The organism is Enterococcus sp. AZ079 (assembly GCF_050547255.1).
Lineage (GTDB): Bacteria > Bacillota > Bacilli > Lactobacillales > Enterococcaceae > Enterococcus_D > Enterococcus_D casseliflavus.
This window is the reverse complement of the sequence record NZ_CP172955.1, coordinates 2246701-2272998: the sequence shown is the minus strand read 5'-3', so window position 1 is coordinate 2272998 and position 26298 is coordinate 2246701. Positions and strand designations below refer to the sequence as shown.

Sequence of the window (26298 nt, the reverse complement as noted above, 5' to 3'; positions counted from 1 at the left end):
AAGTATAGGGAGGAAACAAAAATGAATTTGTGGAAAAAAACAGCTTTTGCTGGGATGGCCGCAGCGGCAACTTTGGGAATGGCTGCCTGTGGGTCGAACGGCGCAACATCCAATTCAGAAAACAATGCAGACGGCGTAACGACTTTATTGATGTATCAAGTCGGGGACAAGCCAGAAAACTTTGATCAATTAATGGAGATCGCCAATAAACGCATTGAAGAAAAAACCAACGCTCGCATCGATCTGCAGTATATCGGCTGGGGTGATTGGGATCAAAAAATGAGTACCATCATTTCATCGGGTGAAAACTACGATATTTCCTTTGCCTCAAACTATGTTGCGAATGCGCAAAAAGGCGCGTATGCAGATTTGACGGAGTTAGCACCAAAATATGCCAAAGAAGCGTATGATCAATTAGACGAATCTTATATCAAAGGCAATACGATCGACGGAAAATTATATGCCTTTCCAGTCAACGGCAATATTTATGCCCAACAAGTCTTGACCTTCAATAAAGAGTATTTAGATAAATATGATTTGGATATTAGCGGGATCGAATCTTATGCAGATGCCGAAGACGTGTTGAAGAAGTTTAAAGAAGAAGAACCAAACATCGCACCGTTTGCGATCGGACAAACCTTTAATGTTTCTGGAAACTATGATTATGTGATCGGGAAAGATTACCCATTTGCTGTTAAATTGGACGGCGATACAACGAAGATCATCAATCAATTCGAAGATGATGAACAAATGGAAAACTTGAAATTGATGCACAAATGGTACAACGAAGGCTTGATCCCAACTGATGCAGCCACTAATACGACTGGTTACCCATTAGAAGGCAACACATGGTTCATGCGTGAAGAAACCCAAGGACCAATGGATTACGGCGATACGATCTTAAGCAATGCCGCAGGTCATGAATTGGTTTCACGCCCAATCACGAAACAATTAAAATCAACAGGCCAAGCGCAAATGGCAAACTTTGTCGTAGCGAATGTTTCGAAAAACAAAGAAAAAGCAGTGGAAGTGTTGGGCTTGTTGAACAGCGATCCTGAATTGTTGAATGGATTGGTTTGGGGTGTCGAAGGCGAAGCATGGGAAAAAATCGAGGGCGAAGACAACAAAATCCGTCTCCTTGATGGCTACTTGCCAAATACCCGGATGGCTGCTTGGAACACTGGGAACAACATGATCCTTTATACACAAGAATCCATCACAGACGATATGATCAAAGAGCGTGATGAAAATATTGCTAACGCTGAAGCATCACCAATCTTAGGGTTCAACTTCAAGACTGATAATGTGAAAACAGAAATCACGAATATCGCCAATGTCATGAACCGTTACAAAGCAAGTTTAGCAACGGGAACGATCGATCCAGAAGAAAATGTTCCGAAACTAAACGAAGAATTAAAAACCGCTGGCTGGGAGAAGGTCCGCGATGAAATGCAAAAACAATTTGATGAGTATCGTGCAAGCCAAGAATAAGCAACAGGCGCCGCTCACCAATCAATAGATCAAGTAAGCCGGAGGCTAAACGCATCAGGACCAATGGTTCCCACGTCTAGCTTCTGGCTGCTTTTTCTTTAAAGTAAGTAGCGAAATCTTTGATGAAAAAATAACGTTACTTTTGTTTTTTAACCTTCAAGCAGCAAGCATAGTGCCTCTAAAACGTACATAGCATTAAAAGATTCTCAGGTAGCTTGAGTAGGAAGCTAAAATCATGCTACATTTTCGATAGGGAACAAATAAGGGAGGAATTTTAAATGGAAGAAACAGCAAATAGTGGGTTGGTCAAGGGCTTTCGCTTGATTTGGGCGATCGTGAAGTTGAATTTGTTTTTCGTCGTATTGACATTGGCAGGTGGCGGAATCTTAGGGATCGGTCCAGCGTTTCATACCATTAGTACCTTGATCCATGAAGACGGACTAAATTATGAGCATCAAAGCTTTCGCAGCGCATGGCGCATTTGGCGCAGCGTCTTTGTCAAAGCCAATAAACAGTTTTATCTTTTCTTCCTACTGACAGGTTTCTTAGTGTATAACTTGTATTTAGCTACCCAGATCCAAGGCTTGATTTGGCTGATGATCACTTTTGTTTTAGTTGTCGTCAGCGGATTGAGTATCTTACTGTACTTACTAAGTGTGGTTTTTGACACATCCTATGAGATTTCCTTGTGGAATAACCTGAAATTGTCCTTCGTGTGTCTGTTTCTTCATATGGCGACCTTTCTAAAATTGTTAGTGGGGATTGCCAGTATTTTCGCTTTTACTTGGATGATGAAAGGGCTCTTGCTCTTTGGAACCTTTAGTCTATTGATTTTGTGGTGCCATGTGGCGATCAGTCAGGAAAAAACCGTCATTGATCGGGACTTGGCACATGACTAAGCAGCGCTTTCGTTTGTTTAAACATGACTTTTTGATCAATCAGTTGATGCAGTTGTATAGCGTCCTTTTGGTGATCATCTCGATTATTATCATGCTGGTTCTGACGGCATATACTGGGGCAGACCGCTTCAATAGCAGCGAACGCCTCGTGGAAGCCACCAGTATGCAGCTGGATGCATACGTGCAGGATCAAAACGCGGTCGTCTCAACGGTATTAGGCGAATTTACCAGTTCGGATACTGCTTTTGAATCGCTGCGCAATTATTTACAGCTTTCATTGCCAGACTATTTTTCCTATAGTAATGATATTTTTCGCCAGACGGGTCAAAGTGTGTATTTGCCAAACATCCTCTATCGCTTGATCCGTAATCATCCTAGTATCGAAGAGATCATTATTCAACTGGATGAAAGCAATGAGACACTAGTGGCAACCCCAGATACCCCTTATGGAGAAAAACGCAGCGGCAAGCAGATCGATTTGAAAAATCGTCTGTTTTTTGTTCGTTCGATCGCCCAACCAAGTAATTATGCGCAACCGTTAGGGCAAGTCTACGTGATTTTTCACTCAGACGATGTCTTAGCCAATCGACAAGAAGACAACCAAGCGCATGGTATTAACAGTTTTTTGTATACCTCCAATGGTCAGCGGCTATACAAGGATGCCGCGAACCTTAGCAAGCAGACCTTAGCGAAAATTGATCAGGCGGTGGCTCATGGAACTATTCACGACACTCTGTCGAAAGACTTTTATATCAAAAAACAAACGACCGTCAGCGGAGAGTTATCACTGATCTTGTTGTCAAAAGGTGTGATCTGGCGGGATATTTTTTCTAGCGCCATTTGGATCTTTAGCTTTGGGATTGGGATTCTCTTATTAGTCCTATGGGTGCTCCATCGGACCTTCAAGCGCTATACCTCGCAAGTACAGCAGATCGTCTATGCGACGAAAGAAGTCAGTCAAGGGAATTTTGATAAGCGGATCGATACCGCCAATGTCCAACAAGAGCTGAAAGAAATCGCAGAAGCCATCAATCAAATGACTTACAGTATCAACGAGTATATCAAAGACATCTACACGTTAGAGATCAAGCAGCGAGACGCCGATATGCGGGCGCTGCAAGCACAGATCAATCCGCATTTTCTGTATAACACGTTAGAATACATTCGAATGTATGCCTTGAGTCGCAACCAAGAAGAGCTGGCGGATGTCGTCTATGCCTTTTCGGCACTGCTACGGAACAATACGACGCAAGAAAAGACGAAGACCTTAAAAGAAGAAATCGATTTTTGTGAAAAATATGTCTACTTGTTTCAGATGCGCTACCCAGATAAGATCGCCTATCATGTAACCATCGATTCGGCATTAGAACAGTTGGAATTGCCGAAGTTCACGCTGCAGCCGCTTGTCGAAAACTATTTTGTTCACGGCATCGATTATCAGCGCAATGATAATGCCATCAGTATCAAGGCTTATAAAGAAGTCGATCAGATCGTGATTGAGGTCAAAGACAACGGCAAAGGCGCAGATGCACAGCAGTTGGCGATGATCCAAGAAGAACTGCAAAATCAGGAGATCGGAGCCCAAACCTCGATCGGGATCAAAAATGTTCACGAACGGTTGCGGGGTATGTTCAACAGCGCCTATCAAATGGACGTTACATCTCAGGCAGGTGCTGGGTTTACGGTCAAGATCCGCTTAGATGAGAAACGTTTGCAAAGGGGGCATGAGACAGATGTATAAAGCAATGTTCGTTGATGATGAATACATGATCTTGCAGGGGCTGCAAATGATCTTGCCTTGGCAAGAACTGGGCTTTGAGGTGGTGCATACAGCGAAAAGTGCTAGTGAAGCCCTCGAGTACTTGCAAGAGCATTCCGTTGATTTGCTGATCACGGATATTCGGATGCCAGAAATGAACGGCATCGATATGATCCGCCAAGCACAAGCGTTTGGGAATCGATTTTTCTCGATCATTCTATCAGGCTATCAGGAGTTTGCCTTTGTCAAACAAGGCATGGCGTTAGGTGTGCGTAATTATCTCGTCAAACCTGTTAACAAAGAAGAACTACGCAGCAGTGTACAAGCAATTGCAGCTGAGTTAGAGGAGCAGCAAAAACTGTTGGCAGAAAAAGAACTGTATCAAGAATCAAGCCTGCTGCTTTGGTTGAATGATGAATTGAACGAAAGCGAGTACCTCCATTTGCTGGCGCAACAGCGGGTGCCACTAGCAGCACCCTTTACCGTTTTGCAGTTCAATGGGACTGCTGAGATCTTACAAAAAATCACGACGTTTTTTCAGCAACACGATCAGCCATTGATCTTACCAGGGCGATTAGATGAAAACCAAGTGATCATTACTGCTGCTGGACCAAGGCAGCAAATCAACGCTGATCTAAAAGCACTGGCACAGCAGCTCAATAGTACTGACTGGCAGTTGATTATGAGCGAGACCATCAACGAGTGGGAGAATTTGTATAAAGCCTATGAAAAAATCAAGCAGGTTCAGTCACTGCAAGCCTTCTACCCAGATCTGTTCTTACAAGAACAGACGATCCACGTGGATATTTTAGAGCGAAACGAAGAACTCCCGTTTCTATCTTTTAACAAAGCACTGACCATTGGGGATGTCAAAACGATCCAACATGAGCTGGATAAAATGTTCGCTATTTTGGAACAAACCCAAGCAGACCCTGAGCATGTTCGCTATGTTTCGTTCTTGTTGTTCAATGATATTTATCGGCAGCTGCCAGTACTTTCCCACGAAAACCATGAACAGATTTTGGCACGGATTCGTGAGTCTAATACACTGGCAGATTTGCGGCAGCTCTTTGATGATGTGCTGGAGTTGGCGAAATCGCAGCCGCCGCAAAAACGCTATTCAGAGATCGTTCAAAAGACGATCCAGTTGATCGAAGAAGGCTATACCCATGATTTGACGGTCAAATCAGCGGCTGAAGAACTGCATGTCAGTGTCGTTTATTTGGGGCAGCTCTTTAAGAAAGAAACGGAAATGAGTTTTAATCAGTACGTCAATCTGGTGCGGATCAAGCAAGCCCAGCAGCTGCTGCTTCATTCGAAAGCCACGATCAGTGAGATCGGCGATCGTATTGGTTACAACAATACCAATTATTTTTCCAAAATGTTTAAGAAATTGAATGGTCTGACCCCCAAAGAGTTTCGCGATACCTATGAACAGCATTATGAATCTCTTGATTGAATTTAGATTTCTTCAAAAAAAATCTGGTTTTTGTGATTAAATGATAGTAATTGTGACGCTTTCACGGTAAACTAAGAGAGGAAAAATAAAGAAGAGAGCGTGATGTTGTGAAAGAAACCAAAAAATTTGCACAAGTTTTGATAGGTACCGGGCTGATTGCGTTGGCCATTTCCTTATTGATCACCGCCCATCAAGGATATGATACGATCAGTACGTTTTTACTAGGAATTTTGAATTTCGTCGATGTCCCTTTTTGGATTGCCAGTTTGTGTTTTAATATTATTGTTTTGTTGATTGTTGCAGTCTTTGATCGTGCCGAATTAGGCATTGGCAGTTTTATCAACGGGATCGGCTTAGGCCTGTTGATCGGGATCTTTGAACCAGTGATGGACAAAGTATCGATTCATTTGCCTTTTTATCCTTGGATCGCTATTTTCGCAGCACCGATCTTATTTGGGATCGGCGCTGGTATCTACGTTTCTTCCAACAAGGGATCAGCGGCGTTAGAAGCCTTGACTGCCTTGATCTACAAACGAAGCAAATTGACGCAAAAAACGATCCGTATCGGCTTGGATGCAGCCATGGTCTTGATCGGTTTTGCGCTAGGCGCCAGTGTTGGGTTAGGTACTCTCTTGTGTATCGTCTTTATTGGCCCAATCTTTGAAGCCACCATGAAAACCATCGCTGCTCGGAAGAAAAACGCCTAGCCTTGAGAATAAGTCGGAAAAAGCTGTCTGTGAGGACAGCTTTTTTGCTGCTTCCATTTAAGGGAATTATCTGAGGGAAGAAAAATCCTGATTTCCTTAAGATTCTCTGGGTAAAAAAAGTGTTTTCTCCATGGTTACTGTCTTATTGGACTTGGTATACTGATAAGACGAGTAAAGGAGAAGTGAAAATGAAAAGTTATCGTTCGACGATTGCGGCTTGCTTTGTAGGGTACATCGTTCAAGCCGTCATCAATAATTTTGCCCCCTTATTATTTTTGACCTTTCAAAGCCAATACCAGCTACCGATCAGCCAGATTACTTTGCTGGTTAGTTTTAACTTTTTGACCCAGTTAGCCGTCGATTTTGCAGCAATCTTTTTTGTAGACCGCATCGGCTATCGAGTGTCGATCGTAGCCGCGCATTTTTTTGCAGCGATCGGCTTGATTGGTCTAGCCGTTTTTCCCTTATGGTTTCCGACCCCGTTTAGCGGATTGTTAGCAGCGGTTTTGTTGTATGCCATTGGCGGTGGCTTGCTGGAAGTCTTAGTCAGTCCCATCGTTGAAGCCTGTCCAACGGAACATAAGGAAAAAACGATGAGCATGCTGCACTCGTTTTATTGCTGGGGGTACGTGGGGGTCGTTTTGTTCTCAACGGCGTTCTTCATGGTGTTCGGTATTCAACAGTGGCCGATTTTGGCGATCATCTGGGCACTGATCCCGTTGGTCAATTTGTTTTTCTTTACCAAAGTCCCGTTGGCGCCAATCGTTGCCGAAGGAGAACGAGGGTTGACCACTCGGCAGCTCTTTTCCTTGAAAAGCTTTTGGCTGTTTCTGGTGATGATGGTCTGTGCTGGAGCCAGCGAACAAGCAGTCAGCCAATGGGCATCGACCTTTGCCGAACAGGGCTTAGGCGTTAGTAAGACGCTAGGCGATTTAGCAGGGCCAATGGTTTTTGCCTTGATGATGGGGATCTCCCGCTTGCTTTACGGCAAGTTTGGGGAACGCATCGATTTGAAACGCTTTATGTTTTTGAGTGTTTTGCTTTGCCTACTGGCGTATATGATGATCGGCTTTGCTTCATTGCCATTGATCGGGTTCCTTGGCTGCGGCTTAAGCGGTTTTGCCGTAGGGATCATGTGGCCAGGGGTCTTTAGTCTTTCTGCGCAATACATTCGCAACGGCGGAACGGCGCTATTTGCTTATTTGGCATTAGCAGGAGATTTAGGGTGTTCAATCGGACCCGCTGTCGTCGGCAGTATCGTCGAATGGACGGGACAACAGCTGCAGGTTGGGATTCTAGGGGCGATCGTTTTCCCGATCATCTTGCTGGCAGGAATTTATTTGGTTCAACAAATGCACAAAAAACGACAGCTTCCGTTGCTGGTTTTTCAAGAATCCACAAAAGAATAAAAAAATTTTGAAGCAAATGCCGTCTTTTCATGGTATTTGCTTTTTGTTTTCTGAAATTCCTCTAGTCAAGATAGTTTCTATCCGCTATACTTTGACTTATTCATTTAAAAAGGAAGTGATGTTGTGAAAAGTCAATTGAAAAAAGAAATCAGTTTTTTTGGGGCATTATCGACAGTAATGGGAACGGTGATCGGCGCCGGCGTGTTTTTCAAAGCAGCGGCTGTGGTCCAGCAGACCCAATCCACCGGTTTGACATTGTTGGTCTGGCTGCTTGCCGGCTTTCTAACGATTTGCGGCGGTTTGACGGTGGCGGAGTTAGCGACGGCGATTCCTGAGACTGGCGGACCCATTCGATATATTGAAAGAATTTATGGGAAATTACCCTCCTTTTTATTAGGCTGGGCACAAAGTATCATTTACTTTCCAGCAAACGTGGCGGCTTTAAGTATTATTTTTGCGACCCAGTGTTTGAACTTATTTCATCTACCCAGCAATTATTTGCTTCCTTTATCGATTTTGACCGGAACGAGTGTGACCTTGATCAATCTTTTGGGAACAAAAGCCGCTGCTCAAGTCCAGTCCGTCACGTTAGCAGTCAAGCTGATTCCGATTGCGGTGATCATCGTGGCGGGCCTGTTGACACCAGGGCAAGTATCGGTCTCATTGGTGGATTTTTCTTCCAATACTCAAGGATCGCTTGCAGCTGGCATCAGTAGTGCCCTCTTAGCAACCCTTTTTGCTTATGACGGCTGGATGGGAGTCGGTAATGTCGCTGGGGAAATGAAGCGACCCGAAAAAGATTTACCAAAAGCCATCATCTTTGGGTTGAGTTTTGTTACCTTGGTGTATGTGTTGATCAATGTTGCCTTTTTAAAAACATTGCCGATCGATCAAATCGCTGGTAATTTGAACAGTGCTTCAGAAACTGCGATGGCCTTGTTTGGTAGCTTTGGCGGAAAACTGGTCACGATCGGTATCCTGATCTCTGTGTATGGCGCATTGAACGGCTATACAATGACTGGCTTGCGGGTCCCCTATGCCATGGCGTTGGAAGATGAGATTCCTTTCAGCAAGACCTTTGCCACTTTAAGTAAAACCACCAATGCACCCTATGCGGCGGCTTTTTTACAATTAGGGATCGCGTGTATCATGATGCTTTTAGGCACCTTTGATCTCTTGACCGATATGCTGGTTTTTGTTATGTGGTTCTTTAGTGTATTATTATTTGTAGGAGTTTTTCGTTTGCGAAAAACAGAACCGCAGATGAAGCGTCCGTATAAAGTTCCCTTCTATCCAATCATTCCCTTGATTGCGATCTTAGGTGGCTGTTTTATCTTGATCATGACCTTGATCACTGACACGTGGTTAGCAGTCGTGGGAATTGGCGTGACATTACTAGGAATTCCCGTTTTTTATGGAAAAGCAAAAGGAAAAGCGAGAGGAGCGAAAGAATGAAGATCGTTGTACTTGATGGCTATGCGTTGAATCCAGGAGATTTGTCTTGGCAAGGGTTTGAAGAATTAGGAGAGGTGACGGTGTATGATCGTACCTCGTATACAGATAAACAAGAAATTATTGAGCGAATCGGCGATGCCGAAGCAATTTTGACAAATAAAACGCCGATCACCGCAGATGTGCTCAAAGCATGTCCGCAATTGACCTACATTGGGGTCTTGGCAACTGGATACAATGTCGTTGATTTGGCAGCAGCGAAGGAACAGGGAATCACCGTGACCAATATTCCTAGCTACAGTACAAATGCAGTGGCACAAGCGACCTTTGCTTTGCTGCTGGAAGTGACGAATCAAGTGGGACACCATAATCGTTCCGTGCATCAGGGCGACTGGCAAACCAGCAAAGATTTTTCTTATTGGCAGACACCATTGATGGAATTGGCAGGCAAAACGATTGGGCTGATTGGATATGGTGCGATTGCTCAAGCAGTTGCCACGATCGCTCATGCGTTTCAGCTGAAGGTGATCTACTTTAATCATCGACCAAAACCAGCACAAGCGGATTGGGCAAAACAAGTTTCGCTGGCGGAATTGTATCAAGAAGCAGATATCATCAGCCTTCATGTTCCGCAGTTTCCTGAGACAGAAAAAATGATCGATCGCACCGCATTGGCACAAATGAAATCTTCTGCGATCCTGATCAATACCGCCCGTGGCGGCTTGATCGATGAAGCGGCAGTTGCTGAAGCACTGCAAACTGGGCAGATCGCAGCCTTGGCGGCAGATGTCGTTTCAAAAGAACCGATCGCAGCTGACAATCCCTTATTACAGGCGCCAAATTGCTATTTGACACCGCATATCGCTTGGGCACCCGTCGAAACGCGGCGTCGTTTGATGGGGATCGCTGTGGCGAACTTAAGCGGCTTTAAAGCAGGTACACCGCAAAATGTCGTGTAATCAAAACGAGCAAGTAAAAGGACTTTGACAAAACAGGCGACTAGCAAAGCAGTTAGTCTCGCCGACACAGTAACCATTTCGACCAGTCATCCAGCCTCACAAGGTGATTGGTCGTAGGACTGGTGGTTTGTCTAAGTCTTTTTTTGCTGAAAATGAAAGGAGACGGTCTTGAAAAAGTATTATTATCTAGCGGCCTTTGTTAGCGTGCTGGTCTTGAGCTGGCTGATCCAAACCCAAAGCAGCCGCTTTTATGCACAGCCGATCATAGAAGTACAAACGGTTCAAGTCGCCGCCGACCAGCAGCAGATCCAAGGGATCGTTCGTAACGGAGAAGAAGCTGGGGTACTACGGACAGTCACTACGCAATACACCCCCAACGGTGCGATTCATCCGTTGTATCAGACCGGACAACAGCTGCTTTTGCAAAAAGAAGGGGATGGCTGGCAGATACAAGCACAAAAACGGGATGGGTATCTCTTTTTCTTCCTTGCCTTATTTTTGATGGCAGTAGTCGCAATTGGTGGCAAAAAGGGCTTGCGGGCTTTACTTAGTATCTTTGTGAATACTGGCTTGCTGCTCCTTTTTCTGTGGTTTCACAAAGGCAACAGCTCCTTTTCATTGGTCTTTTTGATGATCGTTTTTACGATCGTCTCGTTGGTTTTGACGATGGGGATTTCCTGTGGCTTTCGTACGATCGACAGCCGTAAAATCATTGCCTCGTTAGCCAGCGTCCTCTTGGCGTTTTTTCTCTGTCGGTTCGCCATGGATCTTTTGCAAGATCATGGGTTGCGCTATGAAGAAATGTCGTTTCTGACCCGTCCGTATCGCAGTGTCTATCTAGGGAGTCTGCTGATTGGCGCGATTGGTGCCAGCATGGACAATATTGTCATGCTGATTGCCAGTCTAGATGAGATCCAGCGCATCAATCCCCAGACTAGCCGCAAGGAACGATTAGCGATCGGTCGATCCATCGCGCAAGATACGACTTCTTCGATGATCAATGTCTTGTTGTTTGCTTATTTAAGTGGGAGTATGCCAGCGCTATTGTTTTACCTAGCAAATGGCTGGCTGCTGTCGCAAGCATTGCCGATGCATCTTTCTTTAGAAATAGTGCGTACATTATGCGGCGGCTTTGCGCTGGTTTTATCGGTACCGTTGACGCTCCTTTGCTTTGAACTACAAAGGAGGAAAGCAAGATGAATGTTTTGTTTGTGTTGAGCTTGCTTTTTCTCTTGCTGACTTTCGCTGTTTTTCGGATCGAAGGGCTGTTTCAAGTCACTGGTCTGTTTATGAATGTGGCTGTCTTTCTAGCGCTTCTGGTCCTGATTGACCGAGGGGCACCGATCATACCAGCGGCTTGTGTTGCCTTTTTAGCCGTGGCGGCGATCACCTTGTTTTTCGTGAACGGCGTCAATCAGAAAACCAAAATTGCCTTTGTCTGTGTGTTGGTCTTCCTAGGGCTTTTTCTACTACTATTTCCGCTTGTGCTCTCTGCAATGAATCTGCATGGGTTTTCGGCAGAGGAACTGGATGAGTTGGCGATGTATTCCTTTGATGTAGCCATCGATTTTAAGACATTGATGACTGCGATCATTTTGATGAGTTTTTCGGGGGCGGTGGCAGATGGGAGTATGGCAATCAGCACTGCGACCTATGAACTTTTTCAAGCAAACCCGCAAGTCTCGATCAAGGCATTAAGTAAAAGTAGTATGACCGTGGTATCAGACGTATTGTCTTCAACGATCAATACCTTATTGTTTGCCTTTATGGGAAGTAATCTGGCGTTGATTGCGTGGTTTCAAGATTTGTCGATCTCCTTTGGTGAAATGGTCAATTCGAAGGCGTTCGTCTCAGAATTGGTCGTTTGTTTGGTCACGGGTCTGGCAGCGGTGATTATTTTACCCATCACCGCATGGGCAGCAAGTTGGTATTTTTTGAAAAGAAACCGAATGGAATAGGAAGGGGCGCAACCACCATGGAACCACTAATTGAAACTAAGCGATTAGTCCTGCGAGAAATGAGTCATGACGATCGACCAGCGATTGAAAAGATTTTGCAAGATCCAGAAGTTATGATTGCCTATGAAGGACCCTTCAGTGAGCAAGAAGTCACTGGTTGGATCGACAAACAGCTGCAACGCTATCAAAACGATCACATTGGCTTGTGGCTAGTGATTGAGAAAGCATCCGGGCAAGCGATCGGTCAATGCGGGTTGACATGGCAAGACGTCAAGGGAGAAGCCGTTTTAGAAATTGGGTACTTGTTTCAAAAGAACTTCTGGCATCATGGGTTTGCCACAGAAGCCGCCCAGGCTTGTAAAGGCTATGCGTTTGCAACGCTGAATGCCGCCATTGTTTATTCGATCATTCGTGAGACCAATCAAGCCTCCATAAATGTGGCATTGCGCAATGGAATGAAGCTGGTGGATCGCTTTGTCAAACACTATCGGCAAGTGGACATGCCGCATCTTGTGTATGCTGTGGCGAAAGAGATGTGAAAAACGTAAGAATGCTTTTTTCGATTTAGACAATGAAACGCCCTTAGAAAGTTAGCTTTTTCTAACTTTCTAGGGGCGTTTTTTATGCTTGCGTAAAGCTTTTTCGTTCGATGAGTTCAGCCCCTAAAAGGACTGTTTTGGTGATCGCTCGAGGATGAACGATCTGATCCACCAATAAATCGATCGCGGTTTTGGCGATTTCCTCCACATCAATTTTAAACGTTGTTAGAGGGGGAGCCACAAATTTTGCGATCTCATTGTCGTTGATACTGATTAATTCCAAGCGATCAGGAATGATGATGGATCGTTCATTTAACGCTTGGAGCACACCAACTGCGATGGTGTCAGAAGCCACAAAGAGCGCCTCTGGCAAATTGTCACCAAGGGATTCCACCATTTTTTTCGCCAAACGATAGCCGGTTTCAACGGAAAAATTGCCACCACTAAATAAGAACGCCTCATCGAGCGCATCTCGACGAGCCAGCGTTTGACGGAAGATGACCTCGCGACTATCCATTTCTGCACATTGGGTATCAGGATTTAGATAAGCACCACCAATAAAGCCGATCTTTCGGTATCCTTTTGTTAAAAATAGATCGATCGCCAGTTGCGTCATTCGATCAGTATCAGGTTTGACCGTATCGAACAGCTCTGGACAGGGGTTGATTTCCAAAAGGACGCCATAGGGGCAAACGGATTTGAACTGCTGCGTTTCATTCTCAGTGAAAGAGCCAATCCCAATAAATCCGGCGACTTCTTGCAGTGTTTCTAAAACATCATCTTCATGGGTGATCAGTTGAATTTCCAAATTGTTGATTTTCGCATATTTTTCTAAAGAGATACGCAATTGTCGAAAATAGACATCTTGCAGCTCTTCTTGTTCTGTCAGCCAGAAAAGGACGGCGATTTTTTCTAGTGTTGTTTTTATTTTTGAGCGATCATAACCTAGTGATAAAGCGGTATGAATAATTTTTTGACGCGTATCGGCTGCGATCGACAATGATTCGTCGCCTTTCAATAATCGGGAAACAGTCGCTTGTGAAAAGCCTGATTGCTCGGCAATTTTTTTTATTGTAACCAATCTTCTTCACCTCTTTCTTCTAGTATACGCTAACAACTTTACCAAGTAAATGAATTTACTAAATATATTTACTGAATAGTGAAAATTTAGAGCGTGGTGGTATTTTGAAAAAATATTTGTGAGATAAACCTTGATTTTATCCGTTTATTTACTTCGTTGAAGAAATTAATTTAGTAAAACTATTTACATATTAAGTAAAATAATTTATTATAAACAAGAAGATAGCGTTTGCAAAATAAAGAAAAGGTGGAGAAATGATGATGAAAAAAATGTCTCGAGTTCTTTTTTTAAGTGTAGCAGCTTTAGGATTAGGTGCTTGCGGTCCACAAAGTGAAGGGACAGATAGTACTGCAGCAAATAGTGGCAGCGATAAGGACTATGATCTATTGGTCTGGGAAGACCAAGCAAAATCAGCTGGGATTGAAGAGGCAGTCAAACAATTTGAAGAAGAACACGATGTGACGATCAAAGTGGTCGAAAAAGCCTATGGTGGACAGATCGAAGATTTACGATTGGATGGACCCGCTGGTACAGGTGCGGATGTCATCACGATTCCTGGCGATCAAATCGGTACAGCCGTTACCGAAGGTTTGTTGAAAGAATTAACAGTCGATCAAACGCTACAAGAGCTGTATACAGAATCAGCAATGCAATCGCAAATCGTTGACGGCAAAGTCTACGGCTTACCAAAAGCGGTTGAAACACAAATTTTGTATTATAACAAAGAACTAATTTCCGAAGAAGACTTGCCACAGACAACGGATGAGTGGCTGGAGTATTCCAAGTCTGTCTTAGATGCTGACAGTTATGGGTTACTGGCATTATGGGATCAAATTTATTACGCACAAGGTGTATTGAGCGGTTATGGCGGTTATGTTTTTGGCGAGAATGCCGATGGATCCTATGACCCTGAAGATATTGGATTAGCTAATGAAGGCGCGATCGAAGGAGCAGACTATATCCAACAATTTTATGATGCAGGTGTTTTTCCATCGGGATTGGTCGGTGAACAAGGAATCAATGTGTTGGACTCTTTATTTACGGAAGGAAAAGCTGCCGCTGTCATCTCGGGACCATGGAACTTGTCTCCATATAAAGAAGCGGGCATCGACTATGGTGTGAAAGAATTGCCATTATTAGGCAATGGTGAACATATGGGCTCCTTTATCGGTGTCAAAAGCTACAACGTAAGTAGCTATTCCCAAAACCCTGAATTAGCTGAAGCATTCGTCAAATTTATCAGCAATGAAGAAAATTCAAAAGGTCGTTATGAAAAAACACAGGAAGTACCAGCGGTTGCTTCATTGGCAGATGATCCAGCAGTTCAAGAAAGTGAAAGTGCTGCAGCCATTGCCGCTCAGTCCCAACACGCAGAACTAACGCCTGGGATCACTGAAATGAATTCAGTATGGGAACCAATGGATGCCGCATTGCAAACCATTGCTACTGGAAAGGCTGAACCGAAAACAGCTTTACCACAAGCAGTCGAACAGATCAAATCAGCCATTGCGGCAATTCAAAACTAGAAAGTCGTCTCAAGGACAAACGTTTCGGAGGTCATTCATCACTAGGAATCAAGTAAGGCCGAACGAAACGTTTGTCAGCGGCTTTTTCTTACAGGGGGCGAAAATGTGAAAAACACGCAGTCGTATGCAAAACGAGCAATGCTATTCTCGATCATACCAGGATTCGGTCAATTTTATAATCGGCAAAAAATCAAAGGCGCTTTATTTTTCTTCTTTTTTGCTATGTATCTTGTCGTCTTTAAAGATTTATTTAATATGGGACTTTGGGGCATCGTGACATTAGGCGTGGAAGTGCCGAGAGACAATTCCATCTTTTTATTAGCAGAAGGATTAGTTGCCTTGATCGTCATCGGTTTTGGTCTGTTGTTCTATTATTTAAACATCCGTGATGCCTATAAAAACGGTGAATTAAGAGATAATGAGCTACCAGTCAACTCTATCCGTGAAAGCTACCAGGCACTATTAAGAGAAGGCTATCCTTATTTAATGAGTAGCCCAGCATTTTTCTTACTCGTGTTTTCTGTTATTTTTCCGATTCTCTTTAGTATCGCGTTAGCTTTTACGAACTATGATCTGTATCATTCTGCACCTGCCAATTTAGCAGATTGGGTGGGATTAGAGACCTTTAAGAAGATTTTTACTGTCGATATTTGGCGTAGTACCTTCTTCAATGTTCTGGGCTGGACAGTTATCTGGACCTTGATCGCCTCAACGTTACAAGTTTCTATCGGAATATTTTTAGCGGTGCTGGTGCATCAAAAAGAATTACGACTCAAAAAGTTCTTTCGAACGATTTTGATCCTCCCATGGGCAGTTCCGGGATTTGTTACGATCTTGGTGTTTTCAGGAATGTTCAATGATTCCTTTGGTGCGATCAATCATTCGATTTTGAATTTCTTCCAGATTTCACCGATTCCTTGGCTAACGAGTGCGAATTGGACCCGCTTAGCTTTGCTACTGATTCAAGGCTGGCTAGGCTTTCCGTATATTTTTATCGTGACTACAGGGACGCTGCAATCCATTCCTGATGATTTGTATGAGGCGGCGACCATCGATGGTGCTTCAGCTTTACAAAAATTTCGCCGAATCACATTGCCATTACTGCTTTATGCAATGGCACCGATTTTGATTACGCAATATACGTTTAACTTCAACAATTTCAATATTATTTATCTGTTTAATTCTGGTGGACCAGCAGTTCCTGGTTCGACCGCTGGTGGTACCGATATTTTGGTTTCGTGGATCTATAAGCTAACGATGCAAAATAGTCAATATGCACTGGCAGCAGCGTTGACGATTCTCTTATCGATCGTCGTGATCGCGATTGCTTTATGGCAATTCCGCCGAACAAATTCATTCAAGGAGGTTGGATAACATGAAGGCAGCAAGTATGAAGAAACAAAAATTTGTCCGCCTATCCTTGACGTATCTCGTACTGATTTTTACGGTAGTAGTGATCGTCTACCCTTTACTTTGGACGATCGGTGCTAGTTTTAATCCTGGGAACAGTTTAGTAAGTACGAGTTTGATTCCGACGAGTCCGACATTAAGTCACTACACGAAATTGTTTGCTGGCGACAACTCGCTTTATTATAGTCAATGGTATTTGAATTCATTAAAAATCAGTGTATGCACCATGTTCTTGTCACTGATTTTTGTCTCCATGACGGCGTATTCCTTTTCACGATTTCGTTTTACAGGCCGTAAAAATGGGTTGATGCTGTTCTTACTACTACAAATGATCCCGCAGTTCTCTGCCTTGATCGCAATTTTTGTATTGGCGCAAATGCTCGGCTTGATCAATAGCCATTGGTTGCTGATCTTGATTTACGTTGGGGGCCAGATTCCCATGAACACGTACTTATTGAAAGGGTATTTTGACTCGATCCCGTTAGATTTAGACGAGAGTGCCAAGATAGATGGCGCAAGCAATACGCGAATATTCTGGCAAATTTTGATTCCTTTATCACGACCAATGCTGGCAGTCGTTGCCATGAATGGCTTTACTGGACCGCTCGGAGACTTTGCCCTGTCTTCTGTGATTTTACGTAATCCTGAGTACTATACACTACCCATTGGGTTATACAAATTAGTCACGGATAAAATGGGAGCCAGCTATACGACTTTTGCGGCAGGGGCTATTTTGATTAGTATTCCGATCGCACTCGTCTTTATTGCATTACAAAAACATTTTGTCTCCGGTTTGACCGCTGGTGGCACAAAAGGATAGGAAGAGAAGATGACAAGATATAACTTAGAAGAACGCTTTTTACATGGTGGGGATTATAATCCTGACCAGTGGCTAAATTATCCCGAGATCTTAGCTAAAGATTTAGAACTAATGGAAAAAGCTCATGCTAATACATTTTCCCTTGGTATTTTTGCTTGGAGTGCCTTAGAGCCAGCAGAAGGGGTGTTTCAATTTGAATGGTTAGACAAAATCATGGATGAGCTCGCCGAACGAAACAGCAACGTCATTTTAGCGACGCCAAGCGGCGCGCGTCCTGCCTGGTTGTCTAAAGCATACCCTGAAGTTCTACGGACCAATGAAAAACGGGAAAAAATGTTACACGGCGGGCGTCACAATCACTGCTTTTCTTCACCGATCTATCGTGAGAAAGTGGCGATCATCAATCGGAAATTAGCTGAACGCTACCACGATCACCCAGCACTATTGATGTGGCATATTTCCAATGAGTATTCTGGAGATTGTCATTGTCCCATTTGCCAAGAAAACTTTCGTCAGTGGGTTAAGCAGAAGTACCAAACATTAGCAGCCTTGAATGAGGCCTGGTGGGGACCTTTCTGGAGCCATACGATCACCGATTGGTCGCAAATCGAATCTCCTTCACCGATCGGCGAAATGCAAGTTCATGGACTAAATCTAGACTGGCATCGTTTTGTGACCGATCAGACCATTGATTTCTATGAACATGAGATCAAAGACATTCGTCGTTTGTCTCCAGATGTGCCGATCACAACGAATTTCATGGCAGATACCCGAGATTTGATTCCCTTTTATAGCCTTGATTATGGAAAATTTGCCCAGCATGTAGATGTCATTAGTTGGGATTGTTATCCTGCTTGGCATAATGATTGGGGAACGACCGCTGATTTGGCAAGTAAGGTTGGGTTTATCAATGATCAGTACCGTAGCTTGAAAAAGCAACCCTTTTTGATCATGGAATCAACCCCTAGTGGTGTGAATTGGCATCCAGTCAATCGCACGAAACGCCCCGGGATGCATCTGTTGTCTTCTATGCAATTTATTGCTCACGGTTCAGATAGTAATCTTTATTTCCAATGGCGAAAATCTCGAGGCTCATCTGAGAAGTTCCATGGGGCCGTCGTGGACCATGACAACGACGAACAGAATCGTGTTTTTCAAGATGTAGCAGAAGTGGGAAAAGCCTTAGAAGAAATCAAAGAAATCAAAGGATTGCACAAAAAAGCCAAAGTGGCGATCATCTATGATTGGGATAACAATTGGGCGCTCAATGATGCGCAAGGTTTTGGTTTGGAGAGCAAACGCTACCCACAAACGTTGCAAGAGCATTATCGCTATTTTTGGGATCATGACATCGCGGTTGATGTCATCACGAAAGACCATGACTTTGACTCTTACCAATTGATCATCGCTCCGATGCTTTACCTTTTACCAAAAGAAACTATGAAAAAGTTTCAACAGTATACGAAAAATGGCGGGACGCTGGTTTCCACTTATTTGACGGGGATCGTGAATGAAACGGACTTGACCTATTTAGGGGGCTGGCCCCAAGAGTTAGAAGAACTGTTTGGTGTGTCTGTGAAAGAAATCGATACGTTATATCCGAAACAAAAAAATCTGCTTTTAATGAAGGAGCAGCAGTACCAAATTCATGATTATTGTAGTGTTGTTCAAACAAACACTGCCCAAACGTTAGGGGTCTACGGTGCTGATTTTTATCAAGGTCAAGCTGCAGTGACCGTAAATGATTATGGTGAAGGAAGTGCCTACTATCTTGGGGGACGGACGGATCAAGCCTTTTTGGAAGACTTCTATCAAGAAGTAACACAACAGCTTCGCATACAAAATGAGTGGGTCCGTCAAGGTTCAACGAACGTGTCGATCCAAAGTAGAGAAAGTCAGCAAGAGCAGCTTACTCCGACTACCTATTATTTTGTGATGAATTTTTCCGAAGAAAATCAAGAAGTAGAGGTAGCAACTACAGGAGTCGATTTGCTTACTGGAAAAACGACAAACCAAATGCTTCAGTTGGCGCCTTATGAGGTGCAGATTATCAAAGTGACAGCACCAGAACAATAAAAACTATTGTGTCAATTATATGAAAAAAGAAGTACTTACGTTGATGAAAAAAACGTAAGTACTTCTTTTTTATAGAGAGTGTTTTAATTTTCTTGCGCAAATTCGGCAGCTTTTGTTCCTGCTTGGCGTCCGAAGATGATGATATCGGCAACGGCATTACCGCCAATTCGGTTTTCACCATGCAACCCACCAGTTACTTCACCGGCTGCAAAAAGACCTGGAATGATCTCGTTATCCGTAGCGATCACTTCTGTGTTGGTGTTGATCTTCACGCCGCCCATCGTGTGGTGGATACCAGGAGCGATGGCAATGGCATAGTAAGGTCCTGTTGACAAATCGTTGTCCATTGCTGTGCTGCGTCCAAAGGCTTCGTCTTCACCAGCAGCTACACTGCTGTTCCACGTAGCGATCGTGTCAGCAAGCGCTGCTTCTGGCATGTCCAATTCTTTTGCTAATTCTTCGATCGTGTCAGCGGATTTGACTAACCCTTGTTGCTCGTAAAAATCAATGGCTGTCACGCGTTCTTTGACACCTGCATCAAAAACTAACGTTGCTGATTTTTCAGGTAGGGCAATGATCGCTTCAGAGACTTTGTCTCGTGTTTCCATTTCATTGAAGAACCGTTCGCCTTCTTGATTGACCAAGATCGCGCCTTCTCCACGGACAGCTTCAGTGATCAACAGTGATTTAGACTGATCCACTGTTGGGTGGATTTGGATTTGCTCTAAATCAACCGTTTGTCCACCTAATGCTTCGATCATTTTGATCCCATCACCAGTCGAACCCTCTTGGTTCGTTGTCACGTAGTCTGCCAATTCTGGTTTGTATTCGGTGATCATGTCGAAATTGGCACCGAAACCGCCTGTTGTAACGACAACTGCTTTGGCATCAATGGTTTGTTCGGTTCCTTCCACTTCAACCGTCACCCCGTTGACTTGGCCATCTTCTTCATTGATTTCTTTGACATCGGCATTCACAAAAATTGGGATTTCCAATTCATGGATGTTGCGCATCAAGCCATCAACTAAGTATTCCCCAACAGCGGAACCATCCGATGGACGGTGCGTTCTTTTTTCACTCATCCCGCCAGTCGTTGTTAAGTTGTCTAAAGTGATACCCATGGAATCTAACCAATCGATCGCTTCTGCTGAATGATCCACAAAGTAGCGCAACAATTCTTCATCATTGGTGTTGTGACCGCCAGCTAATGTTTCTTCATAAAATAGATCGTTTGAATCTTCGATGCCTTCTGCTTCTTGGAATTTGGTTTCTGAAGCGTTCATTCCTGCTGAAGATTTCAATGTATTCCCACCAGAAATTGGCATTTTTTCTAAAATAACTGGGTTTGCGCCAGCTTCTTTTGCTTGGATCGCAGCGGCCATTCCAGCGCCACCTGCACCGACGATCACGACATCGTAGCTGTCTGCAAGTTCGCTAGGGTCTGTGTATTCTTGACCAGATGCAGCGGAAGTTGCATCTGTTTCTTCATTAGCAGATGAACCAGTACTTGAGCTGCTGCTTGTTTGTGAATCAGCGCCACAAGCACTCAAAGTTGCTAACGAGGTTAGGACTAATAGTGTTTGGAAAATTTTCTTCATTGTTTTTATTCCTCCTAAAACTTTTTCCAAATCAAAGACTAACATAGTTGTCATGTTATTTTTAGCTTTTGTTCGAAAAATCACATAATAATTAGAAAAGTTTAATTTATAAAGCGTTTTAGTCGAGGTGAAAGGGTTTCTTGGTCATCATAAATAAGAGTGAATTCGTGAATTTATGGAAATAGAAGAATTATTGATTCTTTGATTTGTTTGGTATTAATCATGAAGGGAGAAAGTAAAGAGGCTTTGATTCGCCTCTCTTCTGTTATTGAAAAAACGTACGTCACTGAGGTGCCGAGGAATGATCTCTTTTATTAAGAATAAATCAAATGCTTTGCGCTCAAAAGATAGAAAGAAATTGATGGTATCCGTGTTTGTGGGCACCAATTTTTACTCAATAAATAAAGATAGAACCTTAGTTTTCAAGAGTCATTGCCAAGAAACTGTGGTGTTTCTTAAAAAAATCAAGAGAACTGTCTTGCAAAACAAATCCTTTCTAGTATAATAAAAATAAGTTAGGTCTACCTAAAAAATAAATAAACTATCCTTAACTATGGAAATGGAGTGAAAATAATGATTACTTTTTCAGAAATATCCGCAGCCTATGATGGCGATCATCAAGTGATCTCGGATTTGTCGTTTCAAGTAGAAAAACCGTCTATCGTAGGGATCATTGGTCCAAATGGGGCAGGGAAGTCGACGCTGATCAAAGCGGCGTTGAAATTGATCCCTTCCAGTGGGAACATGAGTGTCGACAAAAAAGCGTTAAAAGACTTTCAAAAGGAAATTGCCTATGTCGAACAAAAGACCGCGGTTGATTACACGTTTCCGATCACAGTCAAAGAAGTCGTATCTTTAGGCTTGTATCCTAAGATGCGCATGTTCCAAAGGATGTCGGCAAACGATTGGCAGAAAGTGACAGCCGCTCTGGCAGCGGTAGAAATGGAATCCTTTGCGGAACGTCAGATTGGGGAATTGTCCGGCGGGCAGTTTCAGCGGGTCTTGATTGCTCGAACGTTGGTGCAAGATGCCAACTATATTTTCCTCGATGAGCCCTTTGTAGGGATCGATGCCACCAGTGAAGCGATCATCGTCGGCCTGTTGCGTAACTTGCGAGATGCTGGCAAGACGATTTTTATCGTTCACCATGATCTGGGGAAAATCACCGAATACTTTGATTACTTGGTTCTGCTCAATCAAACCCTGATCGCTGCGGGACCAGTCAGTGAAGTCTTTACCGAGAGCAATTTGAAGCAAACATTTGGCGATGCGATCATCGTGAAAGGAGGCGTTTAACATGTTGACAAGCTTTTTTACGAGTTTAAGTAACTATCATTTCTTGCAAAATGCCTTGATCACGGCAGTCGCGATCGGGATCGTGGCAGGGGTGATCGGTTGTTTTATTATCTTGCGAGGGATGTCCTTGATGGGGGATGCAATCTCTCATGCGGTCTTACCAGGGGTAGCCTTGTCTTATATCTTCGGCGTTCATTTTTTTGTCGGGGCGATCTTCTTTGGGATCTTGGCTTCCATGATCATTACCTATATCGCCAATAACAGCCTAATCAAAAGCGATACGGCGATCGGTATCACCTTTAGTTCGTTTCTAGCTTTAGGGGTTATCTTGATTGGAGTAGCAAATAGTTCGACTGATTTGTTTCACATTTTGTTTGGGAATGTGCTAGCGGTGCAAGACAGCGACAAATGGCTGACGATCGCTATCGCTATCCTTGTGCTGGCAGTGATCATCCTCTTCTTCCGTCCACTGTTGATCACGTCTTTTGATCCGATGATGGCAAAGGCCTTTGGGATGAAAGTGCAAGCCTATCACTATTTATTGATGTTCTTGTTGACTTTGGTTTCAGTGACAGCGATGCAAAGCGTCGGAACGATCTTGATTGTGGCTCTGTTAGTCACTCCAGCAGCAACGGCTTATCTTTATACAAAACAATTGAAGCATATGATGGTCATCGCAGGGGTTTTAGGTGGTTTCGCCTCATTTATCGGCTTGTTTATCGGGTACAGCTTTAATATTGCCGCAGGATCAAGTATTGTTTTGACCGCAGGATCCTTTTTCGTGATCGGTTTCTTGTTCTCACCAAAACAAAAGACCAGTCCAGTCAAACGCTGGTCAGCGACGGCGGTTTTAGCAACGGCAGCTGTAGCTGGTGGCTTCTTTTTGGCACAGCAAAACGGACAGATGGCCCAAACAGAAGGGAAACTTTCAGTAGTAGCGACCAATTCGATCATTGCTGATATTACGGAAAACATTGCCGGTGATCGAATCGATCTTCACAGTATCGTACCAGTGGGGCGTGATCCCCATGAATATGAACCTTTAGTGGAAGATGTTCGAAAAGCGACCGATGCCGATCTTATCCTTTATAACGGCTTGAATCTAGAAACTGGCGGCAATGGCTGGTTTACCAAATTGATGAACAATGCCAATAAGGTAGAAAATGAAGATTACTTTGCCGTCAGTGATGGCGTGGATGTGCTTTATCTTTCTGATGATGAAGACCACAGCAAAGCCGATCCTCATGCATGGTTAAATCTAGAAAACGGTATGATCTATGCCCGCAACATTGCTCAACGCTTGAGCGAAAAGGACCCTGACAATCGCTCTTTCTATGAAGAAAACCTTGAACGCTACTTGGCTTCATTAGAAGAACTGGATCAGCAAGCGAAGGAAAACTTCCAATCGATTCCCGAAGAGAAGAAATTGATCGTCACCAGTGAGGGAGCCTTCAAATACTTCTCCAAAGCCTACGGTGTACCGTCTGCCTATATCTGGGAAATCAATACCGAAGAAGAAGGAACCCCTGCGCAAATCAAGAACTTAGTGGATCAGCTGCAAAACTCAGCCGTCGCTTCCTTATTTGTCGAAAGCAGCGTCAATACTCGTCCGATGCAAAGTGTTTCTCGTGATGCAGGTATTCCGATATTCGGAACCGTCTTTACCGATTCGATTGCAGAACCGGGAGAAGAAGGCGACAGCTACTATAACATGATGAAGTGGAATCTCGATACGATTTATCAAGGCTTGAATCAATAATGCAAAAAACATCCTTAGCTCGTTCTGGCTAAGGATGTTTTTTCGTCGTATTTTTGTGCTGGAGAAAAGCAAAGAGATAAAATCCGCAGCCCATCAAAGCAGCAAGAAAAGCGATGACAGGAAAGTACAACCCCTGACCGTATACATAGGCTGTATAAGCGAAGAAGGCGATCAAAAACCAAAGCGTTCCCGAGATGAGCATTTTTTGGTTCCTCCTAATTGTTAAAAAGTGTTTATTTAGTATATTTTAACACGGTAGACGCAAAAAGAAAATCAGCGAATCGAACGTTTGCTGAAACGAGTCGCTGATTTTTTCCCAATTGCACCGATGAACAGTTAAGAAACGTTCAATTGCTGTTGCGGTTCTAAATGGTAATAAAGGATCTCAGGTGGGACACCGAGTCGGGCGGGAATCTTGGTCATACCAACCCCGCTGGAAACACTTAATAAGGTCTCATTGCCTAAAAGGTAGAGCCCATCGGTATATTTCAACGCGCCCTTTGTTTTCGCGTAATAAAAAGGCAAGCGAATCTGCCCGCCATGGCTATGGCCAGAAAGAATCAAGTCGTAGTTTGGCAGATTGGTGATCCGAGAAACATAATCGGGTTCATGGAGCAAAAGCAGCTGCCACTCTGCTAAGGTTGCTTCATAGGTAAAACTGACTTTCGGACTTTCTATATCGATACCGACAATATTCATCGACGTCTTGTCATCAGAACCAAAAACCGACTCATTATCAAGTAAGGTAAACCCTGCATGCTGGTATATTTCCTTAACAAAGTAATGCCCGTCATTCAAATGGTCATGGTTCCCCATAACTGCGATCTTACCCAGAGGCGCTTGCAATTTTTTCAGCTTTTCGATCAGTCGCTTGGTTGAACGATGCGGCCATTTTTTATAATTATCGATCAGATCCCCCGTAATGATGATCAGATCCGGCTTGTTTTGGATCGTTGATCGAATGATGCGATTCATTCGCCGTGGTTTGTACCAACGAGAAAAATGAAGGTCGCTGATATGGGCGATCACGAGATTGCTTTCTGCTTGATAAAGATCGTAAGCCTTTGAAATATCTAAGACGGTGCGCTTGTCTTTTTTTATGAGGTAGTGCCGTTGTTTGAGAAGATGCGGTTCAATAATAAAGGAGTAAACTAGCAAGCCCGTAAGGAGGAATGCAATAAGAATGAGGGTGTACATGGCGTGGCTCCTTTTTTGATTTGCTAGTTTCTAGCATAGTAGATTCTTACAAAAAAAGCAATCATGCGAAAGCAAAAATAACAAAAAATATCCATCGTATTTCGTTTGTTTCTTCCATGAAAAAAAGATACAAAAGGGGCTGTAATAGCCGACTTTTGTATCCTAGATCGTAATTATTTGATTTTCACCAAACGTTTAAAGCGTGCTTTGTGTTTGACGGGGATCAAAGCCATGACACAATCATAAGGGACGGAGATGATCGCCCATGCGAGACTTTTACTTGAAGCAAAGGGATAGTTTTGCTTTAAGACAAAATGGCCACTGATCAAGGCAAAACCGATACTGCCGACCCACAGCCATTGCGGGTCCCAATTCGTAAAGTGTTGGAGGGCTGTGATGACAAAGGGATAACCGTAAAAGTACAATGCAGTCAAAACGAAAGTGACGTTTTTGGTTAATTGACGCAGGGTCAGTAAGAAAAATAAGCCAGAAAGAACGATACCCAATGGCGGGAACAGACTAACTAAGAAGGAATACACGATGCCCCATACGATCATGCCAGGTCCTTTGACGAGAGCGGCTAAGACAAAGACAAAAAGTAGGAATAAGAGCTGTTGCGAAAAACTTGCTGCTGTCAAAAGTCCGAAGAAACCAACCAATAACCAGTGAGAAAAAGTCGCTGTTTGATTCTTTTGTGGTGTCTGTTCCTGCAATTTTAGCCAGGTAGCAAAATTCGGGAAATCATGCTGGAAATTTCTCTGAAAATCGCTGTTGAATGCTTGATGGGCATTTTGCTGCCGATAGTAATGATATTGATGTTTTAACGTGCCTTTCGTTGCTGCTTTTTGGCCAGAAAAAAAGCGGCCGGGATCAATTTTTGATCGTTCCATATTTCCACCTCCA

General features: G+C 43.6%; 22 protein-coding genes. 17 read left to right on the top strand and 5 right to left on the bottom strand.

Annotation, left to right across the window (positions count from 1 at the left end; all coding sequences use genetic code 11):
* The first annotated feature begins 21 nt into the window (after window positions 1-21).
* The 11 genes from IGJ15_RS10850 to IGJ15_RS10800 all read left to right on the top strand — a co-directional run bounded on the left by IGJ15_RS10850 (window position 22) and on the right by IGJ15_RS10800 (window position 12632).
* A complete protein-coding gene (locus IGJ15_RS10850; RefSeq protein WP_154694299.1) occupies window positions 22-1491 on the top strand; it encodes an ABC transporter substrate-binding protein in 1470 nt (489 codons plus the stop codon).
* Between the two features lie 278 nt (window positions 1492-1769).
* Entirely contained in the window at window positions 1770-2390 is a 621-nt protein-coding gene (locus IGJ15_RS10845; RefSeq protein WP_154694300.1) for a DUF624 domain-containing protein, read from the top strand.
* Window positions 2383-4131, top strand: a complete 1749-nt coding sequence (locus tag IGJ15_RS10840) for a sensor histidine kinase (protein WP_074535017.1) — start codon at window positions 2383-2385, stop codon at window positions 4129-4131. Before IGJ15_RS10845 ends, IGJ15_RS10840 begins: the two co-directional genes overlap by 8 nt.
* The gene (locus IGJ15_RS10835; RefSeq protein WP_005225520.1) at window positions 4124-5608 is read left to right on the top strand and encodes a response regulator transcription factor; all 1485 of its coding nucleotides are present in this window, start codon (window positions 4124-4126) and stop codon (window positions 5606-5608) included. Before IGJ15_RS10840 ends, IGJ15_RS10835 begins: the two co-directional genes overlap by 8 nt.
* Before the next feature lie 107 nt (window positions 5609-5715).
* Entirely contained in the window at window positions 5716-6315 is a 600-nt protein-coding gene (locus IGJ15_RS10830; protein WP_005225521.1) for a YczE/YyaS/YitT family protein, read from the top strand.
* Between the two features lie 188 nt (window positions 6316-6503).
* Entirely contained in the window at window positions 6504-7724 is a 1221-nt protein-coding gene (locus IGJ15_RS10825; RefSeq protein ID WP_010747782.1) for an MFS transporter, read from the top strand.
* A 123-nt stretch (window positions 7725-7847) separates the two neighbouring features.
* Window positions 7848-9179, top strand: coding sequence for an APC family permease (locus IGJ15_RS10820; RefSeq protein WP_010747783.1), 1332 nt, complete (start codon window positions 7848-7850; stop codon window positions 9177-9179).
* Window positions 9176-10135 (top strand): D-2-hydroxyacid dehydrogenase, encoded by a 960-nt coding sequence (locus IGJ15_RS10815; protein WP_015509314.1) that lies wholly within the window; start codon window positions 9176-9178, stop codon window positions 10133-10135. The genes IGJ15_RS10820 and IGJ15_RS10815 overlap by 4 nt, the downstream gene beginning before the upstream one ends.
* Window positions 10136-10303: 168 nt before the next feature.
* On the top strand, window positions 10304-11335 hold the full coding sequence (locus IGJ15_RS10810; RefSeq protein WP_430599069.1) for a YibE/F family protein: 1032 nt from the start codon (window positions 10304-10306) through the stop codon (window positions 11333-11335).
* Complete coding sequence (locus tag IGJ15_RS10805) at window positions 11332-12093, top strand: YibE/F family protein (protein WP_167822994.1); 762 nt, start codon at window positions 11332-11334, stop codon at window positions 12091-12093. The genes IGJ15_RS10810 and IGJ15_RS10805 overlap by 4 nt, the downstream gene beginning before the upstream one ends.
* A 17-nt stretch (window positions 12094-12110) precedes the next feature.
* A complete protein-coding gene (locus tag IGJ15_RS10800; protein WP_086294879.1) occupies window positions 12111-12632 on the top strand; it encodes a GNAT family N-acetyltransferase in 522 nt (173 codons plus the stop codon).
* Between the two features lie 82 nt (window positions 12633-12714).
* On the opposite strand, the gene IGJ15_RS10795 is transcribed toward IGJ15_RS10800, so the two are convergent.
* Window positions 12715-13713: a LacI family DNA-binding transcriptional regulator gene (locus IGJ15_RS10795; protein WP_201688727.1), complete on the bottom strand. Its 999-nt coding sequence runs from the start codon at window positions 13711-13713 to the stop codon at window positions 12715-12717.
* A gap of 254 nt (window positions 13714-13967) precedes the next feature.
* Here IGJ15_RS10795 and IGJ15_RS10790 point away from each other — a divergent pair, with 254 nt between their 5' ends.
* The 4 genes from IGJ15_RS10790 to IGJ15_RS10775 all read left to right on the top strand — a co-directional run bounded on the left by IGJ15_RS10790 (window position 13968) and on the right by IGJ15_RS10775 (window position 19545).
* The gene (locus tag IGJ15_RS10790) at window positions 13968-15239 is read left to right on the top strand and encodes an extracellular solute-binding protein (RefSeq protein WP_201688730.1); all 1272 of its coding nucleotides are present in this window, start codon (window positions 13968-13970) and stop codon (window positions 15237-15239) included.
* Between the two features lie 138 nt (window positions 15240-15377).
* Window positions 15378-16613 carry a carbohydrate ABC transporter permease gene (locus IGJ15_RS10785; RefSeq protein WP_016608233.1) on the top strand — a complete coding sequence of 412 codons (1236 nt, stop codon included), beginning with the start codon at window positions 15378-15380 and terminating at the stop codon, window positions 16611-16613.
* Window position 16614: 1 nt separating this feature from the next.
* Window positions 16615-17469: a sugar ABC transporter permease gene (locus tag IGJ15_RS10780; RefSeq protein WP_010747791.1), complete on the top strand. Its 855-nt coding sequence runs from the start codon at window positions 16615-16617 to the stop codon at window positions 17467-17469.
* A 9-nt stretch (window positions 17470-17478) separates the two neighbouring features.
* Entirely contained in the window at window positions 17479-19545 is a 2067-nt protein-coding gene (locus tag IGJ15_RS10775) for a beta-galactosidase (RefSeq protein WP_194186037.1), read from the top strand.
* Window positions 19546-19628: 83 nt separating this feature from the next.
* Here the strand turns inward: IGJ15_RS10775 and IGJ15_RS10770 are convergent, their stop codons facing one another.
* On the bottom strand, window positions 19629-21143 hold the full coding sequence (locus IGJ15_RS10770) for a flavocytochrome c (protein WP_034857667.1): 1515 nt from the start codon (window positions 21141-21143) through the stop codon (window positions 19629-19631).
* Window positions 21144-21716: 573 nt separating this feature from the next.
* Between IGJ15_RS10770 and IGJ15_RS10765 the strand changes: the two genes are divergently transcribed.
* Both IGJ15_RS10765 and IGJ15_RS10760 read left to right on the top strand, forming a co-directional pair.
* Window positions 21717-22439 (top strand): metal ABC transporter ATP-binding protein, encoded by a 723-nt coding sequence (locus IGJ15_RS10765; protein ID WP_060791832.1) that lies wholly within the window; start codon window positions 21717-21719, stop codon window positions 22437-22439.
* Between the two features lies 1 nt (window position 22440).
* On the top strand, window positions 22441-24198 hold the full coding sequence (locus IGJ15_RS10760; protein ID WP_194186035.1) for a metal ABC transporter permease subunit: 1758 nt from the start codon (window positions 22441-22443) through the stop codon (window positions 24196-24198).
* A 28-nt stretch (window positions 24199-24226) separates the two neighbouring features.
* Here IGJ15_RS10760 and IGJ15_RS10755 read toward each other — a convergent pair whose 3' ends face one another.
* From IGJ15_RS10755 to IGJ15_RS10745, 3 genes are all read right to left on the bottom strand, one after another.
* Window positions 24227-24400, bottom strand: coding sequence for a hypothetical protein (locus tag IGJ15_RS10755; RefSeq protein ID WP_010747796.1), 174 nt, complete (start codon window positions 24398-24400; stop codon window positions 24227-24229).
* Between the two features lie 134 nt (window positions 24401-24534).
* Window positions 24535-25395 carry a metallophosphoesterase gene (locus tag IGJ15_RS10750; protein ID WP_015509322.1) on the bottom strand — a complete coding sequence of 287 codons (861 nt, stop codon included), beginning with the start codon at window positions 25393-25395 and terminating at the stop codon, window positions 24535-24537.
* A gap of 173 nt (window positions 25396-25568) precedes the next feature.
* On the bottom strand, window positions 25569-26285 hold the full coding sequence (locus tag IGJ15_RS10745) for a hypothetical protein (RefSeq protein WP_194186034.1): 717 nt from the start codon (window positions 26283-26285) through the stop codon (window positions 25569-25571).
* Between the last annotated feature and the right edge of the window lie 13 nt (window positions 26286-26298).